At 71.0% G+C, this 15,498-nt stretch carries 18 protein-coding genes and 1 pseudogene; 8 read left to right on the top strand and 11 right to left on the bottom strand.

The window, feature by feature from the left end; all coding sequences use genetic code 11:
- Positions 1-126: 126 nt before the first annotated feature.
- The 4 genes from cysS to ACFWJB_RS21780 all read right to left on the bottom strand — a co-directional run bounded on the left by cysS (position 127) and on the right by ACFWJB_RS21780 (position 3,759).
- Positions 127-1,524 (bottom strand): cysteine--tRNA ligase, encoded by a 1,398-nt coding sequence (gene cysS / locus ACFWJB_RS21795; protein ID WP_385458194.1) that lies wholly within the window; start codon positions 1,522-1,524, stop codon positions 127-129.
- A gap of 173 nt (positions 1,525-1,697) precedes the next feature.
- Entirely contained in the window at positions 1,698-2,201 is a 504-nt protein-coding gene (gene ispF / locus ACFWJB_RS21790; protein WP_385458193.1) for a 2-C-methyl-D-erythritol 2,4-cyclodiphosphate synthase, read from the bottom strand.
- Positions 2,191-2,967 carry a 2-C-methyl-D-erythritol 4-phosphate cytidylyltransferase gene (ispD, locus tag ACFWJB_RS21785; protein WP_385458192.1) on the bottom strand — a complete coding sequence of 259 codons (777 nt, stop codon included), beginning with the start codon at positions 2,965-2,967 and terminating at the stop codon, positions 2,191-2,193. Before ispD ends, ispF begins: the two co-directional genes overlap by 11 nt.
- Positions 2,968-3,276: 309 nt before the next feature.
- Positions 3,277-3,759, bottom strand: a complete 483-nt coding sequence (locus ACFWJB_RS21780; RefSeq protein ID WP_003953493.1) for a CarD family transcriptional regulator — start codon at positions 3,757-3,759, stop codon at positions 3,277-3,279.
- Between the two features lie 664 nt (positions 3,760-4,423).
- On the opposite strand from ACFWJB_RS21780, the gene ACFWJB_RS21775 reads away from it, so the two are divergent.
- Entirely contained in the window at positions 4,424-5,083 is a 660-nt protein-coding gene (locus tag ACFWJB_RS21775; protein ID WP_386924130.1) for a DUF461 domain-containing protein, read from the top strand.
- Positions 5,084-5,180: 97 nt separating this feature from the next.
- Here the strand turns inward: ACFWJB_RS21775 and ACFWJB_RS21770 are convergent, their stop codons facing one another.
- Both ACFWJB_RS21770 and ACFWJB_RS21765 read right to left on the bottom strand, forming a co-directional pair.
- Positions 5,181-5,861 carry a response regulator transcription factor gene (locus ACFWJB_RS21770; protein WP_004929857.1) on the bottom strand — a complete coding sequence of 227 codons (681 nt, stop codon included), beginning with the start codon at positions 5,859-5,861 and terminating at the stop codon, positions 5,181-5,183.
- Positions 5,858-7,180 carry a sensor histidine kinase gene (locus ACFWJB_RS21765; RefSeq protein ID WP_385458189.1) on the bottom strand — a complete coding sequence of 441 codons (1,323 nt, stop codon included), beginning with the start codon at positions 7,178-7,180 and terminating at the stop codon, positions 5,858-5,860. Before ACFWJB_RS21765 ends, ACFWJB_RS21770 begins: the two co-directional genes overlap by 4 nt.
- A 201-nt stretch (positions 7,181-7,381) precedes the next feature.
- Here ACFWJB_RS21765 and phoU point away from each other — a divergent pair, with 201 nt between their 5' ends.
- Positions 7,382-8,059, top strand: coding sequence for a phosphate signaling complex protein PhoU (phoU, locus tag ACFWJB_RS21760; RefSeq protein ID WP_385458187.1), 678 nt, complete (start codon positions 7,382-7,384; stop codon positions 8,057-8,059).
- A 134-nt stretch (positions 8,060-8,193) separates the two neighbouring features.
- The gene (locus ACFWJB_RS21755; protein WP_225635208.1) at positions 8,194-8,349 is read left to right on the top strand and encodes a hypothetical protein; all 156 of its coding nucleotides are present in this window, start codon (positions 8,194-8,196) and stop codon (positions 8,347-8,349) included.
- 103 nt (positions 8,350-8,452) lie between these two features.
- Here ACFWJB_RS21755 and ACFWJB_RS21750 read toward each other — a convergent pair whose 3' ends face one another.
- Both ACFWJB_RS21750 and ACFWJB_RS21745 read right to left on the bottom strand, forming a co-directional pair.
- Positions 8,453-8,965 carry a GNAT family N-acetyltransferase gene (locus tag ACFWJB_RS21750; protein ID WP_385458185.1) on the bottom strand — a complete coding sequence of 171 codons (513 nt, stop codon included), beginning with the start codon at positions 8,963-8,965 and terminating at the stop codon, positions 8,453-8,455.
- 242 nt (positions 8,966-9,207) lie between these two features.
- Positions 9,208-9,366: a hypothetical protein gene (locus ACFWJB_RS21745; protein WP_386924126.1), complete on the bottom strand. Its 159-nt coding sequence runs from the start codon at positions 9,364-9,366 to the stop codon at positions 9,208-9,210.
- A gap of 199 nt (positions 9,367-9,565) precedes the next feature.
- Between ACFWJB_RS21745 and ACFWJB_RS21740 the strand changes: the two genes are divergently transcribed.
- From ACFWJB_RS21740 to ACFWJB_RS21730, 3 genes are all read left to right on the top strand, one after another.
- Positions 9,566-9,913 (top strand): DUF1330 domain-containing protein, encoded by a 348-nt coding sequence (locus ACFWJB_RS21740; RefSeq protein WP_385458181.1) that lies wholly within the window; start codon positions 9,566-9,568, stop codon positions 9,911-9,913.
- 186 nt (positions 9,914-10,099) lie between these two features.
- Positions 10,100-11,437 (top strand): hypothetical protein, encoded by a 1,338-nt coding sequence (locus ACFWJB_RS21735; RefSeq protein WP_386924124.1) that lies wholly within the window; start codon positions 10,100-10,102, stop codon positions 11,435-11,437.
- A gap of 543 nt (positions 11,438-11,980) precedes the next feature.
- Positions 11,981-12,385, top strand: a complete 405-nt coding sequence (locus tag ACFWJB_RS21730; protein ID WP_386924122.1) for a RidA family protein — start codon at positions 11,981-11,983, stop codon at positions 12,383-12,385.
- On the opposite strand, the gene ACFWJB_RS21725 is transcribed toward ACFWJB_RS21730, so the two are convergent.
- Both ACFWJB_RS21725 and ACFWJB_RS21720 read right to left on the bottom strand, forming a co-directional pair.
- Positions 12,382-12,657: a hypothetical protein gene (locus ACFWJB_RS21725; RefSeq protein WP_386924120.1), complete on the bottom strand. Its 276-nt coding sequence runs from the start codon at positions 12,655-12,657 to the stop codon at positions 12,382-12,384. The genes ACFWJB_RS21730 and ACFWJB_RS21725 overlap by 4 nt on opposite strands.
- Positions 12,654-12,962, bottom strand: coding sequence for a 5-formyltetrahydrofolate cyclo-ligase (locus ACFWJB_RS21720; RefSeq protein ID WP_386924151.1), 309 nt, complete (start codon positions 12,960-12,962; stop codon positions 12,654-12,656). Before ACFWJB_RS21720 ends, ACFWJB_RS21725 begins: the two co-directional genes overlap by 4 nt.
- Between ACFWJB_RS21720 and ACFWJB_RS21715 the strand changes: the two are divergent.
- Positions 12,879-13,166: pseudogene (locus ACFWJB_RS21715) on the top strand (ATP-binding protein); the annotation flags it as partial. The gene ACFWJB_RS21720 and the pseudogene ACFWJB_RS21715 overlap by 84 nt on opposite strands.
- Positions 13,167-13,285: 119 nt before the next feature.
- Here the strand turns inward: ACFWJB_RS21715 and ACFWJB_RS21710 are convergent.
- Positions 13,286-14,047 carry a phosphoglyceromutase gene (locus ACFWJB_RS21710; RefSeq protein WP_385458173.1) on the bottom strand — a complete coding sequence of 254 codons (762 nt, stop codon included), beginning with the start codon at positions 14,045-14,047 and terminating at the stop codon, positions 13,286-13,288.
- A 153-nt stretch (positions 14,048-14,200) separates the two neighbouring features.
- Here ACFWJB_RS21710 and ACFWJB_RS21705 point away from each other — a divergent pair, with 153 nt between their 5' ends.
- Positions 14,201-15,475 carry an MDR family MFS transporter gene (locus ACFWJB_RS21705; RefSeq protein WP_386924118.1) on the top strand — a complete coding sequence of 425 codons (1,275 nt, stop codon included), beginning with the start codon at positions 14,201-14,203 and terminating at the stop codon, positions 15,473-15,475.
- Positions 15,476-15,498 lie beyond the last annotated feature (23 nt).

Raw genomic sequence — 15,498 nt, 5'->3', positions numbered from 1 at the left:
GTTCTTGGGCGCCGCGGGCTGCTTGTATTATATAACCGACCCGGGGGGGGCGTGGGCGCTGCTTCTCTGGCTGCTCCCCGCCGGCCGGCCGGGCCCCCACACTCGATCTTCCGGGACCGCGGGGGCTCAGCGGGAGCCGAGGCTCCAGCGGGGTCCTTGCGGGCCGTCCTCGATGGCCAGGCCCGACTCCTTCAGCTGGTCGCGGATGGCGTCGGCGGTGGACCAGTCCTTCCGCACCCGGGCGGCCTCCCGCTGGTCGAGGACGAGGCGTACGAGGCTGTCGACGACGTCGTGCAGGTCCTCGCCCTTCTCGCCCTCGCCGGCCCAGTGCGGCGCCTGCGGGTCGAGACCGAGCACGCCGAGCATCGCGCGGACCTCGGCGAGGCGGGCGACGGCGGCCTCCTTGTCGTCGGCGGCCAGCGCGCTGTTGCCCTGCCGGACGGTGGTGTGCACGACGGCGAGCGCCTGCGGGACGCCCAGGTCGTCGTCCATCGCCTCGGCGAAGGCCGGCGGCACCTCGGCGGCGGGCTCGACGGTCCCGGCCAGCTCGGTGACACGCTGCACGAAGCCCTCGATCCGCGCGAAGGCCGACTCGGCCTCGCTCAGGGACTCCTCGCTGTACTCGATGGTCGAGCGGTAGTGCGGCGTGCCGAGGTAGTACCGGAGCACGACCGGGCGCCACTGCTTGACCATCTCGCCGACGAGGACGCTGTTGCCGAGCGACTTCGACATCTTCTCGCCGCTCATGGTGACCCAGGCGTTGTGCACCCAGTACCGGGCGAAGGCGTCGCCGAAGCCCCTGGCCTGGGCGATCTCGTTCTCGTGGTGCGGGAAGATCAGGTCGATCCCGCCGCCGTGGATGTCGAACTCGGTGCCCAGGTACTTGTGCGCCATGGCGGAGCACTCCAGGTGCCACCCCGGCCGCCCCCTGCCCCACGGCGTCTCCCAGCTCGGCTCCCCGGGCTTGGCAGCCTTCCACATGGCGAAGTCCCGCGGGTCCCGCTTGCCGGTCTCGCCCTCGCCCGCGGGCTGGCGCAGTTCGTCGATGTCCTGGTTGGACAGCGACAGGTACCCGGGCAGGGAGCGCACGTCGAAGTAGACGTTGCCCTCGGCCTCGTAGGCGTGCCCGCGCTCGATGAGGCCGCGCATCATCTCGACCATCTCGGTGACGTGCCCGGTGGCGCGCGGTTCGTAGGTCGGCGGCAGGCAACCGAGCGCGGTGTAGGCGTCGTTGAACGCCCGCTCGTTCTCGTAGCCGATGGACCACCAGGGGCGGTTCTGCTCCGCCGCCTTCCGGATGATCTTGTCGTCGATGTCGGTGACGTTGCGGATGAACGTGACGTCGTAGCCGCGGTACGCGAACCAGCGGCGCATGATGTCGAAGTTCAGGCCGGAGCGGATGTGCCCGATGTGCGGGGCGGCCTGCACGGTGGCACCGCACAGGTAGATCGAGACACACCCGGGCGTGAGGGGGGCGAAGTCACGGATCTGCCGGGCGCTGGTGTCGTACAGGCGAATAGTCACGAGTCCAGGGTAGTGGGCCCCGGGCAGTGCCACGGGCGCACGGCCCGCTTGTCGCCGCACCGGTTCCGATTCGCGCCGCCGCCCGTCCGGCGGGAGCCACCGCTCGGCCCGGTGGGTGGGCGCGGCCCGGGGCGGGGGGCGGGCCCCGGCGGCCGGACGCGCGCCACGCCCCGTCAGCCCACCCGCGCCACGAGCGCCGTGGCCACCGCCATCAGCCCTTCCCCCCGGCCGGGGAACCCGAGCCCGTCCGTCGTCGCCCCCGACACGGACACCGGCGCCCCCGCCGCCTCGGACAGCACCTTCTCCGCCTCCGCGCGCCGCTTGCCGATCTTCGGCCGCGGCCCCACCACCTGCACCGCGACGTTCCCGATCCGGAAACCGGCCGCGCGCACGATCCGCGCGGCCTCCGTCAGCAGGGTCACCCCCGACGCGCCGGACCACTCCGGCCGCCCGGTGCCGAAGTGCCGGCCCAGGTCTCCGAGCCCCGCCGCGGAGAACAGCGCGTTGCACGCCGCGTGCGCGACGACGTCCGCGTCGGAGTGCCCGGCCAGCCCGGTCCCCTCGCCCTCCCACTTCAGCCCGGCGCACCACAGCTCGCGCCCGTCCTCGAAGGCGTGGATGTCGGTACCGATGCCGACCTGGGGCAGCACCGGGGGGACGTCCGTCTCAGAAGCCATCGTTCAGCCTCCTGCGTGCCAGTACCGCCTCCGCGAGCACCAGGTCGAGGGGCCGCGTCACCTTGAACGCCTCCTCGTGCCCCGGCACGACCACCACCGTCCGGCCCAGCCGCTCGACCATGCTCGCGTCGTCGGTGACGTCACCGGTCACCGTCTCGTGGGCCCGCACCAGCGTGGCCCGGTCGAAGCCCTGCGGCGTCTGCACCGCCCGCAGCCGCGCCCGCTCCGGCGTCGCCACCACCGGCTCCGGCTCGCCCGGCACCGCGGCGGGCTCGACCTGCTTGACGGTGTCGGTGAGCGGCAGCGCCGGCACCACGGCGGGCGCGCCGTCCCGTACGGCCTCGATCACGCCGTCCACCGTGTCCACCGGCACCAGCGGCCGGGCCGCGTCGTGCACGAGGACGATGTCGTACTCGGGCGGCAGCGCGTCCAGGCCGAGCCGGACGGACTCCTGCCGCGACTCGCCGCCGGGGACGACGAGGAAGTCGGTCCGCTCGGGCAGGGCGTGCACGTCGAGGAGGTTCTTGACCTCCGCGGCGCCGTCGGGCGGGGCCACGACGACGACCAGGGAGACGGCGCGGGACGCGGCCATCGCGCGGACCGCGTGGATGAGCATGGGCGTGCCGCCGAGTGCGCGGAGGGCCTTCGGGGCCCCCGGGCCGAGGCGTACACCGCGGCCGGCGGCCGGGATCACGGCCGCGGTCCGGGCGTTCGTACGGGTTCCGGCGGGCGGCTGCGCGGGCGTGGGGCGCGATTCGTCAGACATCGGTTCCTGTCAGGTTTGTGTGCTCGACCTAGTTGGGTATGGCCTCACCGTGCCGGGCGCGACGCCTTGACCGGACCCTTCCGTGACCCTGGTCGAGCCTGCAGCCCGGGCCCGGCACGCCAGGACCGGGGGGAAGCCCCCGGGAGGAGCGTACGAAGGTGTTCGGCGTCGGGGTATGAAGATGCCGCAGCGCCCGGCGACAGCAAAGATGTCATCGGGCACCGCGGCATTTCGTGCGCTGTACCGAGTGGGCCTGAGCCGAGCGGCCGGTGGGCGGCCGTGCGTGTCAGGTCCCGCGCGGGTCTCGCCTCAGGAGGCGAGCACCTCGTCGAGCAGGGCCTCCGCCTTGTCCTCGTTGGTGTTCTCCGCGAGGGCCAGCTCGCTCACCAGGATCTGGCGGGCCTTGGCGAGCATGCGCTTCTCACCTGCGGAGAGTCCGCGCTCGCGCTCACGGCGCCACAGGTCACGCACGACTTCCGCGACCTTGATGACGTCGCCGGAGGCGAGCTTCTCCAGGTTTGCCTTGTAACGACGCGACCAGTTCGTGGGCTCCTCGGCGTACGGCGCGCGCAGCACCTCGAAGACCCGGTCCAGCCCGTCCTGACCGACCACATCACGCACGCCGACGAACTCCGCATTGTCCGCTGGCACACGTACCGTCAGGTCACCCTGGGCGACCTTCAGCACCAAGTAGGTCTTGTCCACGCCTTTGATCTGGCGAGTTTCGATAGCCTCGATCAGCGCGGCCCCGTGATGGGGATAGACCACGGTGTCGCCAACCTTGAACGTCATGTGACAGGTACCCCTTCCGTGGCTATCCAGGGTAACACGGATACGGCGTCTTCTGAATGGCGTTTTCGCAGGTCAGGGCATATCTCGGGGCTTGACAACAGCAACAGGAACGTGCTGCGCCGGGTGAGCGGAAGAAGGTATTCGCAGGTCGGAGCGGCTCTTCAGGCCGGACGAAACAGACACGTCACACACGCCGGCAGGGGTCTCCAGACGCCCGAATATCCCCATATGTCTGGTTCCATGCGTGCGACTTCCGCTACTCCGTTCGGTCCCCTGCGCGGGCTTCCGGACGATTCCGGAATTGATCACGGCCCTCCCGGCGCGTCCCCGTCGTTGATCAATTTCGCGTCCGTCCGCGCATTCCTTCACACGGAATTCGCGTGCGGGCGGGCACCGGTATGGCGGTGCTTCTTATCCGAATGGCGGATCGGGGTGTGTCGACTCCGCACACCAATGTGACTGCTGATGCCAGTGCGCCCGACGCCCTCCCGAAGGGGCCGGCCGGGCTCCGGATCTACCGCCTGCCGGGCTAAGCCGACCCCCTCCGGGGAGGGTCGGGTGCGGCGGCCCGGGAACGGCTCGGTAACCTGAGGCCGCTGACAGTCACTTAGGGCGGCTTTATCCGTGCCGCCGCCTCGCTCGAGTCCAAGGAGTTGCCGCCGCCGTGAGCAGCAGCCTTCGACGCGGTGCCCTCGCCGCCGCCGCCATCGCGTTCTCGATCGCCTCGCTCGCCGCGTGCGGTGCCGGTCACAACGCCCAGACCCTGGAGATCAAGCCGGACAACGCCGCGACCTCCGTCGGCGACATCAAGATCCAGAACGCGGTCGTCATCACGCAGCCCGACCTGGAGTCGACCGGCCCGGCCGTGGTCTCCGGCACCGTGTTCAACAGCAGCTCGACCGACCAGACGCTCGACTCCATCACCGTGGCCGGCAAGTCCGCCGAGCTGAAGCCCGCCAAGGGCGGCAAGGGCCTGACCGTCCCGGCCGGCGGTTCCCTGATCCTGGGCGGCAAGGACAACGCCTCCGCGGTGCTGCCCAGCAGCCGCGAGGCCATCCAGGACGGCGACGTGCAGAAGGTCACCTTCGCCTTCAGCGAGACCGGCGACGTGAGCCTCAGCGCCTTCGTCGTCCCGGCCGGGAGCTACTTCTCCTCGTGGGGCCCGAGCGAGGTCCCGTCGGCGCCGGCCGCGGAGACGCCGTCCGCGGGGACCTCCGGGGAGCCGGCCGCCGGTGAGGGCTCGGGCGCCCCGGCCGACGGCGCGTCCGCGGACGCGACCGGCGCGGAGGCCGACGCCGGCACGGAGGAGTCGGCCGGCCACTGAGCCCCGTACCCCTCGGCCCGCAGCACGGCGAAGGGCGGGACCTCCCTCACGGGGGTCCCGCCCTTCGCGCTGCGTCCCGGGGCCGGAGCCGGTCCGGTTACGGCTCGAACTTGTAGCCGAGGCCACGCACCGTCACCAAGTAGCGGGGCGCGCCCGGGTCGGGTTCGATCTTGGCGCGCAGCCGCTTGACGTGCACGTCGAGGGTCTTGGTGTCGCCCACGTAGTCGGCGCCCCACACCCGGTCGATCAGCTGCATGCGGGTCAGCACGCGGCCGGCGTTGCGCAGCAGCATCTCCAGCAGGTCGAACTCCTTCAGCGGCAGGTCGACCTTGGTGCCGCCGACGGTCACGACGTGCCGGTCGACGTCCATGCGGACGGGGCCGGCCTCCAGCGCGGCGGGCGTGACCTCCTCCGGCTCGCCGCGGCGGCGCAGGACGGCGCGGATGCGGGCGACCAGCTCGCGGGAGGAGAAGGGCTTGGTGACGTAGTCGTCGGCCCCTATCTCCAGCCCGACGACCTTGTCGATCTCGCTGTCCTTGGCGGTCACCATGATCACGGGGACGTTCGAGCGGCCGCGCAGCTGACGGCACACCTCGGTGCCCGGCAGTCCGGGCAGCATCAGGTCGAGGAGGACGAGGTCGGCGCCGTTGCGCTCGAACTCGTCGAGTCCGTCGGGCCCGGTGGTCGCGACGGCGACCTCGAAGCCCTCCTTGCGGAGCATGTAGGACAGGGCGTCGGAGAAGGACTCCTCGTCCTCGACGACGAGCACACGGGTCACGGAAGGACCTCCGGGGAGGGAAGCGTTTCGTACGGGGATGTGGAGGGGGTGGCGGAGGACCGTCCGCCACCGGCGATCTCGCCGTGCTCCACATGGCCCAGGTCGAGCTGTTCCACCTGGTCCACGTGGTCGGCGTCGTGGGGGGCCCGCCGTGCCGCGCGGTCGCGGGCGGTGCCCGACTCCGGCAGCCGCAGGGTGAACGTGGAGCCCTGTCCTTCGGCGCTCCACACCGTGACCTCCCCGCCGTGCGAGGCGACCACGTGCTTGACGATCGCGAGACCCAGACCGGTGCCTCCGGTGGCCCGGGAGCGGGCCGGGTCGACGCGGTAGAAGCGCTCGAAGACGCGCTCCTTGTCCTTCTCGGAGATGCCGATGCCCTGGTCGGTCACGGCGATCTCGATCAGGTCGCCGCCGGGAGCGCCGACGCGCCGGGCCGCGATGCCGACGCGGGTGCGGGCGGGCGAGTAGTTGACGGCGTTCTCGACGAGGTTGCCGAGCGCGGCGGCGAGCTGGCCGCGGTTGCCGCGGACGTGCAGGTCGGCGGTGCCGCCGGCGGCCATGGTGATCTGCTTCGAACCGGCCGCCTGCCGGCAGCGGTCGATGGCCTCGGCGACCAGTTCGTCCACGCGGACGGGCTCGGCGTCGTCCAGCGGATCGTCGTTCTGGACCCGGGACAGGTCGATGAGCTCCTGCACCAGGTTGGTGAGCCGGGTCGCCTCGATCTGCATGCGCCCGGCGAACCGCTCCACGGCCTCCGGGTCGTCGGAGGCGTCCATGACGGCCTCGGAGAGCAGGGAGAGCGCGCCGACCGGCGTCTTCAGCTCGTGGCTCACGTTGGCGACGAAGTCCCGCCGCACCGCCTCGATGCGGCGGGCCTCGGTCAGGTCCTCGACCAGCAGCAGCACCAGCCGCGACCCCAGAGGCGCGACGCGCGCGGAGACGGCGAGTGCCTCGCCGCGCCCGTTGCCCCGCCTCGGCAGGTCCAGCTCGACCTGCCGTATCTCCCCGTCCCGCCGCGTGTCCCGCGCCATCTGCAGCATCGGTTCGACGGCGAGCTTGCCGCCCCGGACCAGGCCGAGGGCGTACGCCGCCGAGCTGGCCTTGACGACGCCGTCGGCCTCGTCGAGGACGACGGCGGAGGACCGCAGCACCGACAGGACGGTGTCCACGCCGGGCGGGAGCACCGGGTCGGTGTGCAGGGAGGTACGGGTGGGGCGCTTCTGGTCGCGCTCGCTCCAGCGGAACGCCAGCATGGCGATGACGCCGGTGAGTACTCCGGCGATCGCTGCCGCTGCGGCGACCGCCGCGTTCACGTCCATGCGTCAAGGTTAGGCATGGTGAACCGCCCCGCATCAGCCATCGGGGTGCGACCTCGAACACTCGTCGCCCAGAGTTCACCTTGGAGCCAGGGACGGTTCACTTGGGGTGCCGGAACCGGACGCGTACGGGCCGGAACGTGTAAGCGTGGGGGTGCGGAGAGGGACTCGAGCCCCCTCCCAGGACGTACGAGAGGGAACCTGATGCGGGACGCGTACCACGAGGAACTGGACTCGATCGGCGACGGTCTGGTGGAGATGGCCCGGCTGGTCGGGTCGGCGATCGGGCGCGCCACGACCGCCATCCTCGACTCCGACCTGAAGCTGGCCGAGCACGTGATCGAGGCCGACCAGAAGGTCGACGAGCTCCAGCACGAGCTGGAGGCGAAGGCGATAGCCCTGCTGGCCCGGCAGCAGCCGGTGGCGACGGACCTGCGCATCGTCGTCACCTCGCTGCGGATGTCGGCGGATCTGGAGCGCTCGGGCGACCTGGCCCAGCACGTGGCCAAGCTCGCCCGGCTGCGCTACCCGGCGCGTGCGGTCCCGCACGACCTGCACGCCACGATCCTCGAGATGGGCCAGCTCGCGCAGCGCCTGATGGCGAAGGCGGCCGAGGTGATCATCACCAAGGACGTGGACCTGGCGCTCCAGCTGGAGCAGGACGACGACGCGATGGACCTCCTGCACCGCACGCTCTTCCAGCACCTGATGGACGACCGCTGGAAGCACGGCATCGAGACGGCGGTGGACGTGACCCTGCTCGGCCGCTACTACGAGCGCTACGCCGACCACGCGGTCGCGGTCGCCAAGCGGGTGGTCTACCTGGTCACGGGCGAGCACGCGGACGAGCTCCAGGCGGTGACGGGGGTGGAGGGGGCCTGACGAGGGGCTCGACCGGCGCCCGGTGCCGTCCCCGCCGGGTGCCGGGGGCGCGCGGGAGCGACCCAGTGCGCCGTTGATGCGACCGGGGCTCCGGGCGTCCAATGGGCTCAGGCACCAGCCTCGAGGAGGAACCCATGGCCGATTCCCCCAGTACGACGCCCGACCCCGCGCAGGAACGCCGGACCGAGCAGCCCACCGACCTGCGCAGCCTGCCCCTGATCGCCGCCTGCGGCTGCGGTTCGGGCTGCGGCTGCGGCTGCCAGTCGGGCAACCCGTGCCAGTGCGGCTGACGGGACGATGACGCGGTGACCGTGGGGCGGCGGGGGGTGCACCCCGGCCGCCCCACGGTCTTACGCTGCCCGCGCCGGCGGGCGAGGCCCTGCTTCCCGCAGGTCAGATGCCGAACGCGGCGGCGTAGCGGACGGTTCCGGCGGGGAGCGGGTGGCGGGCGTCGAGGCTGAGTGCCATAAGAGCCTCGTCCGGGACGTCGATGGTCACGCCGATGCCGTACCGCGAGGCCCGGGAGAACCCGAACCGTGGGTAGTACGACGGGTGTCCGAGGACGACCACGTGGCGTTCGCCCTGTGCCTTCGCCGCGGCCAGGGCCGCGCGGACGGCCGCGCTGCCCGCGCCGGTCCGCTGCCGTTCCGGGTGGACGGCGCACGGCGCCAGGCACAGGGCCGGCGTGGTGCCGATGTGGCAGCGGGTCAGGAGGGCGAATCCCACCGGGCGGCCGGTCCCGTCCGCCGCGACGAGGGAGAGGCCCTCGATCCAGGCGTCCGGGTCGGCGCGCAGGGCGTCGACGAGGTCGGCCTCCATGGCGGTGGGGAAGGCGGCGAGGTTGATGTCGCGGACGGCGGGGATGTCGGAGCCGGTTTCGGCGCGCGTGATCCAGGTGTTGCCCATGACGACGGATGATCCGTTCCAGGAGAGTTTCGTGTGGTCGCCCCGCGAGCTCACGCGCTCGGCGGGGAGGGCCCGAGGGTCAGGCCACGGCCCGGGACGTGAGGGAGACCCGGACGCTGCGCACGGCGTCACTGAACGCGGCCATCAACCTCACCTCCCTGATCCTCGACTCGGCTCACACGAGACGGAACAACCCTACAACGCCCGCGGCGCCCAACGCCGTTGCTCACACCGTCTTCTGACTACTGGCTGACGCGCCTCTGCCGCATGTATCGATGGACTACGAAGATGATCGCGGCGAGCTGTGCGACGAACCAGATGCTGATCTCCACCGCTCCCATGCCGCTGCCGACCGCCAGCAGCACCAGAGCGAACACGACGATGACCAGTAGAAGATTCACGATCAAGCTGCGCAACGTCCCGCCCCCGGACTCATGGCCTTGTGCCTGGGTGAGCATGATCGCAGGTGGTGATCATCATGTACAGATCATCGCGGACCACCGGTGCGCAGCGGTCCCCTTACCTGTCAGGTCATCGACTCCCCTGCTCGGGGCATGCCATTCTCCCGGCGTACGGAGCTCGACCGACCGGAAGGACGCCATGCCCGCCTACGTCATAGCTCACCTGCGAGAGGCCGCTCCGCACCCGGAGATCGTCGAGTACATCGAGCGCATCCCCGCCACCTTCGAGCCCTACGGCGGACGCTTCCTCGTGCACGTCACGCCGCACGAGGTGAAGGAGGGCAGCTGGCCCGGGCACGTCGTGATGATCGGCTTCCCCGGGATCGCCGAGGCGCGGGCCTGGTGGGACTCGCCCGCCTACCAGGAGATCGCGCCGCTGCGCTCGCGGCACATCCAGGGCGACATCATCCTGGTCGAGGGCGTCCCGGACGGCTACGACGCGACCGCCACCGCGAAGGCCCTGCGAGAGACCCTGCCCACCGAGTAGCCCCGCCGGGCCGCGGCAGCGGCCCGCCACCGCTGCGCCCCCGCAGGGGCACCGGCCGGCCGGCACGCGGCGATGCCCGCCGCCTTCGGACCCGTACCGCCTCCGAGTGACACATGCCCACCGCCCTGCGCTCTTCGGACGGGGAGTCGACAACGACCGCCCCAACTTCTAGGAGGCTGCTTCAAGTTGCGCATGCACAAAGGCACGTCCGTCGCGGTGACAGCGGCACTGATCGGCTCACTGGCCCTGTTCGGTGCGGGGACAGCGACGGCCGGTGCCGAAGAGACGAGCGTGGCGCTGCCCAGCGCCTCGTTCCGGGACATCGTCGTCGACGGAGTGCACGACCGGGTGTTCGTCAGCGACCCGGACGGCGGCAGTGTCGTCGTCACCGACTACGAGGGCACGGTCGTCCAGCGGATCACCGCCGAGGAAGGGGCCGCGGGCCTCGTGCTCTCGGCGGATTCCAGCAGCCTGTACGTCGCCCTGTCGACGGCCGACGCGATCGCCGAGATCGACACCGCCACCCTCACGGAGACCAACCGCTACCCGACCGGCGCGGACACCTCGCCCCAGACACTGGCGATGGCGGGCGGCAAGCTGTGGTTCGGCTACGCGGTCGGCAGCAGTGGCGGCATCGGCTCGCTCGACGTGGCCTCCCCGGCCCCAGTGGCGACGCTCGTCCCGAGCGGCCGTTACTGGTACTACGCCCCGTCCCTGGCGTCATCCCCCGCCGACCCGGACGTCCTGGTGGCGGGCGAGGAGGGCGTCAGCCCGGCCACCCTGGCGGTCTACGGCACGGCGGACGGCGGCCTGCAGAAGCGCACCGAGCGCCTCTTCACCTCGTCGCCGTCGATCTCGTACCTCAACGACTTCGCGGTGACGGCGGACGGCCAGAACATCGTCGTGGCGGCGAACAACCCGTACGACCACCAGATCGTCCGCCTGTCGGACCTGTCCTCGAACGGCTCCTACTCGAGCTGGCAGTTCCCGAACGCGGTGGCCGTGGCGGCCGACGGAACGGTGGCGACGGGCGCGACCGACGACTTCGTGAAGACCTACCGCCCGGGTTCCACCTGGCCGGCGTTCCGCGAGTACGCCGTGAACGACCTCCAGCGCGACGGCCTCGCCTGGGCCCCGGACGAGAACCGCCTCTTCGCGATCACGGGCCTGTCCTACGGCAGCGCCCCCACGCTCCACGTGCTCCCGGACGCCGGCAAGCTGGACACCACCCTCAGCCTCGAGGCCCCCGCGACCTCCCGCAAGGGCAAGGACCTGACCGTCACCGGCCGGCTGTCGGCAGCGGAGCCCCTTCCGGCGGGCACGACGGTGGAAGTGACCCGCACGGACGCGGAACACCCGACCGGCACTCCGGTCGGCACCTTCCCCGTCGCCGCGGTGACGGGCGAGTTCACGTTCACTGAAAGCCCGCGCGATACGGGTGACATCACCTACACCGCCACGTACGCGGGCGACGGCGGGCACCTGCCCGCGACGGCCCAGGCGACGGTGACCATCACCAAGTAGCCACGCCGCGGACCCCCCCGACGGCCCCGGACGCTTTCCGGGGGTCGTCGCCGGCCAGGCCCGGCCACGGCTTCCGGAGCAGCGAAAGGCCCCTGCCCTGCGAGGACATCGCGGGGCAGGGGCCTTCGAAGCGTGGGCCAGAGGCTGGACTTCTGCCCTCTGATTCCAGACAACACCCTCAACGTTGAGAAGGAAGCCATTTTTTTGTAGTACACCTGGCGGGCCAGTGACTTCAGGGTCGCTAAAAGCCGGGGAAATATCGCCGCTTACCGCCTCAGGAAACTTCGAAAGTATAGCCGAGAGCTGGAGGGTGAAACGGGCTGGCCGACGGGTGCGGTGAGGAGGCAGGTCACTCGTCGTCGGCGTAGTGGTTCCACTCATCACACCGGCGCCTGGAGGAGCCCACTGCAGTCAATTTTGTGCGCGCGGAGAACACTCGGGCGGCACTACCAGACAAGCATCGCTTGTACGGACCCGTAACTTCTACACGCAAAGGGCCTGCCTGCAACCACGGCCCCGCGCGCTGCATCGAGGGAGTGAGTCATGAGTTCTCAGGTGAAGGAATTCGGGTTCGGCATGCCGTGGGAGTCGTTGTACGGGTATAGCCAGGCCACCCAGGTCGGTGACACGGTTTACGTGTCGGGGCAACTGTCTCACGACCGTCACGGCAACTTCGTGGGTACCGACGACTTCGAACTGCAGGTCCGCACCACGCTGGAAAATCTGGACTTGGTGCTGAGGCAGTTCGGAGCCGAGCGCAGCCAGATAGTGGAGACCACGGTTCTGGTGAGGAACCTGCGGGAGAACTTCGACACGACAGCACGCCTTCACGCCGAGTACTTCGGGGAGCACCGTCCCACCAGCACGGTCATGGGAGTCTCCGACTTGGCCCTGCCGGACCAACTTGTGGAGATCGGCGCGCTCGTGCGGCTCGACGTGAAGCCCTAGGTGAGAAGGCCGGCCTGTCCGGTCCCGAGAGGGCTTGGCGCGCGGTCCTCAGGAGCCCTGGCGCGCGCCATGAGCGCTGGGATCGTGGCGATCTTCTCCGTCGAGAGGGCTGACCAGTCGACTCCGGACGGTCGGTGCGGGTTCGGGCAGGTGATGATCTCGTCGGGGGTCACGATCAGGTCGACGCCGACGTCGTGTTCGGTGGTGGGAAACGAGGTCTCGGTCACCTGGATTGGGGGAACGGTGGTGACGACGAGGGTCTCCGACGTCACCAGACCGGCTTCGTGAGCAGGGCGAACTCGATGTCGGAGTAGCCGGCGCCCTTGCCGATACGGGCGCCGTCGCGGTTGACGGCGACACTGCCGAGGACGATCAGGTCCAGTGGGCGGAGAGCGTCGACCTCGACGGTGGGGGCGACGACGGCAGCGGTGCGGGTTGCTGCCGCCTCAGCGGGTGGGACGGCCAGGGCAGCCGGGTCGAGGAGGTAGAAGGGATCCTCTACGGGCGGTCCGAGGAGGAGTGGGTGGTGCGGGTCGAGTGGTTCCGGGAGGGGACCTCGCTGCGCGTGGAGGTGCACAATCCCGGATTCCCGGCGAGCGTTCGCCTCCGTCGGCCGGACGCGGACGACGCGCACGGGCGCGGGCTGTTCCTGGTCGACTCCCTCGCCGAGTCCTGGCACTCCGGGCCGAGCCCCTTCGGGGGAACGGTCGTCTCCTTCGCGCTGGCCGGCGCCTGGCCCCATGGACCTCATTCCGCGTCTGACCCAGCGCCTTCCAGGTGAAGGCCGGGATCCTCGCGCAGCCCCGCTCATGACCGAGCAGGGTCCGACGACGGCCCCGAGACAGCGAAAAGCCCCCTGCCGACGGAGAACCCGCAGGCAGGGGGCTTGTGCGTGCGCGTTTACTTCTTCTTGCCCTGGTTCTTCACGGCCTCGATCGCCGCCGCTGCCGCGTCCGGGTCGAGGTACGTGCCGCCCGGGTTCAGCGGCTTGAAGTCGGCGTCGAGCTCGTAGGAGAGCGGGATGCCCGTCGGGATGTTCAGGCCCGCGATGTCGGCGTCGGAGACGCCGTCGAGGTGCTTGACCAGGGCGCGCAGGCTGTTGCCGTGGGCGGCGACCAGGACCGTGCGGCCGGTGAGGAGGTCGGGGACGATGCTGTCGAACCAGTACGGCAGCATGCGGACGACGACGTCCTTGAGGCACTCCGTCTGCGGGCGCAGCTCCGGCGGGAGCGTGGCGTACCGCGCGTCGGAGAACTGGGAGTACTCGGCGTCGCGGTCCAGCGGCGGCGGCGGGGTGTCGTAGGAACGGCGCCACAGCATGAACTGCTCCTCGCCGAACTCGGCGAGGGTCTGGGCCTTGTCCTTGCCCTGGAGGGCGCCGTAGTGGCGCTCGTTCAGGCGCCAGTGGCGGTGGACGGGGATCCAGTGGCGGTCCGCGGCCTCCAGCGCGAGCTGGGCCGTGCGGATGGCGCGCTTCTGCACGGAGGTGTGGACCACGTCGGGCAGCAGGCCGGCGTCCTTGAGCAGCTCGCCGCCGCGCGTCGCCTCCTTCTCGCCCTTGGGGGTGAGGTTGACGTCCACCCAGCCGGTGAACAGGTTCTTCTCGTTCCACTCGCTCTCGCCGTGGCGGAGGAGGATCAGCTTGTACGGTGCGTCGGCCATGGCTCCGAGCGTAATCGACCCCCTCGGCCGACCGCGCGCCGCGCCCGGTGGGCGGACGGTTGACGGGAAGTGTTAATCGAGTGGCCTGCGGCGACCCTCCACTCGTAAGTTGTGCTCACCACTTGAGCCACTTACACGCCATCGGGGGTCCCCATGTCCGTCGCCGGGCTGAGACATGCCGCGCGCGAGTCCGTCTCCGGGCTCCCGCGCGAGTTCTGGTGGCTGTGGACCAGCACCCTGGTCAACCGGCTGGGCGCCTTCGTCGCCACCTTCATGGCGCTGTACCTGACCCTCGACCGCGGCTACTCCGCCTCGTACGCCGGTCTGGTCGCCGCCCTGCACGGGCTGGGCGGGGTCGTGTCCTCGCTGGCGGCCGGGGTGATGACGGACCGGCTCGGGCGGCGGCCCACGCTGCTCGTCGCGCAGCTCTCCACCGCGGCGTCCGTCGCGCTCCTCGGCTTCGTGCGCGACCCGGCCGCCATCGCCGCCGTCGCCTTCCTGGTCGGCATGGCGAGCAACGCCTCGCGGCCGGCCGTGCAGGCGATGATGGCGGACATCGTGCGGCCCGAGGACCGCATCCGGGCCTTCTCGCTGAACTACTGGGCGATCAACCTCGGCTTCGCGGTCTCCTCCATGGCCGCCGGCTTCATCGCCGAGTTCAGCTACCTCGCCGGCTTCCTCATCGAGGCCGGCATGACCCTGGTCTGCGCGGTCCTCGTCTTCGTGAAGCTGCCCGAGTCGCGGCCGGAGAAGACCGCCGTGCACGACGCCTCGGCGCCCGAACCGCCCGTCTCCCTGATGACCGTCCTGCGCGACGGGCGCTACATGAGCGTCGTCGGGCTGTCCTTCCTCGTCGCCCTGATCTTCCAGCAGGGCTACCTGGGCCTGCCGGTCGCCATGGGCGAGGCCGGGTTCACGCCGGCGGACTTCGGCCTGGCCATCGCCGTCAACGGACTGCTGATCGTCGTCCTGCAGCTTCCCGTCACCCGGTTCATCGAACACCGGGACCCCCGGCGGCTGCTCGTCGTCTCGTCGCTGCTCGCCGGGTACGGCTTCGGCCTCACCGCGTTCGCCGGGTCGGTCGGGGTGTTCGCCCTCACCGTGTGCGTGTGGACGCTGGCCGAGATCGTCAACGCGCCGACGCAGACGGGGCTGGTCGTACGCCTCTCCCCCGTGCACGGGCGCGGGCGCTACCAGGGCATGTACACCATGTCCTGGGCCGTCGCCTCGCTCGTCGCCCCGCTGATGTCGGGCTTCGTCATCGACCACTGGGGCGCGGAGTGGCTGTGGGGCATGTGCGCGGTCGTCGGCACGGCGGCCGCCGTCGGGTACGGGGCGCTGATGCGGCGGCTGCCGGACGAGGAGGCGGCGCCCGTCGGGTCGCCGGTCGCCGGGAAGCCCGCGGAACCCGAGGTCAGCGCGGCCTGACGCCCCGCCCGGCAACCGGCGCC

The organism is Streptomyces sp. NPDC127100 (genome assembly GCF_042724095.1).
In the GTDB taxonomy this organism is placed as follows: Bacteria; Actinomycetota; Actinomycetes; order Streptomycetales; family Streptomycetaceae; genus Streptomyces.
The sequence above is the reverse complement of the archived record's forward strand: the minus strand, read 5'-3'. Positions and strand labels throughout refer to the sequence as shown.

What these genes read in the sequence shown, in the direction of transcription:
- ispF (WP_385458193.1), bottom strand. Translation starts at nt 2,201, where the DNA reads ATGGCTTCTGAGACGGACGTCCCCCCGGTGCTGCCCCAGGTCGGCATC.
- ispD (WP_385458192.1), bottom strand. Translation starts at nt 2,967, where the DNA reads ATGTCTGACGAATCGCGCCCCACGCCCGCGCAGCCGCCCGCCGGAACC.
- ACFWJB_RS21780 (WP_003953493.1), bottom strand. Translation starts at nt 3,759, where the DNA reads ATGACGTTCAAGGTTGGCGACACCGTGGTCTATCCCCATCACGGGGCC.
- ACFWJB_RS21765 (WP_385458189.1), bottom strand. Translation starts at nt 7,180, where the DNA reads ATGGACGTGAACGCGGCGGTCGCCGCAGCGGCAGCGATCGCCGGAGTA.
- phoU (WP_385458187.1), top strand. Translation starts at nt 7,382, where the DNA reads ATGCGGGACGCGTACCACGAGGAACTGGACTCGATCGGCGACGGTCTG.
- ACFWJB_RS21755 (WP_225635208.1), top strand. Translation starts at nt 8,194, where the DNA reads ATGGCCGATTCCCCCAGTACGACGCCCGACCCCGCGCAGGAACGCCGG.
- ACFWJB_RS21750 (WP_385458185.1), bottom strand. Translation starts at nt 8,965, where the DNA reads ATGGGCAACACCTGGATCACGCGCGCCGAAACCGGCTCCGACATCCCC.
- ACFWJB_RS21740 (WP_385458181.1), top strand. Translation starts at nt 9,566, where the DNA reads ATGCCCGCCTACGTCATAGCTCACCTGCGAGAGGCCGCTCCGCACCCG.
- ACFWJB_RS21730 (WP_386924122.1), top strand. Translation starts at nt 11,981, where the DNA reads ATGAGTTCTCAGGTGAAGGAATTCGGGTTCGGCATGCCGTGGGAGTCG.
- ACFWJB_RS21710 (WP_385458173.1), bottom strand. Translation starts at nt 14,047, where the DNA reads ATGGCCGACGCACCGTACAAGCTGATCCTCCTCCGCCACGGCGAGAGC.
- ACFWJB_RS21705 (WP_386924118.1), top strand. Translation starts at nt 14,201, where the DNA reads ATGTCCGTCGCCGGGCTGAGACATGCCGCGCGCGAGTCCGTCTCCGGG.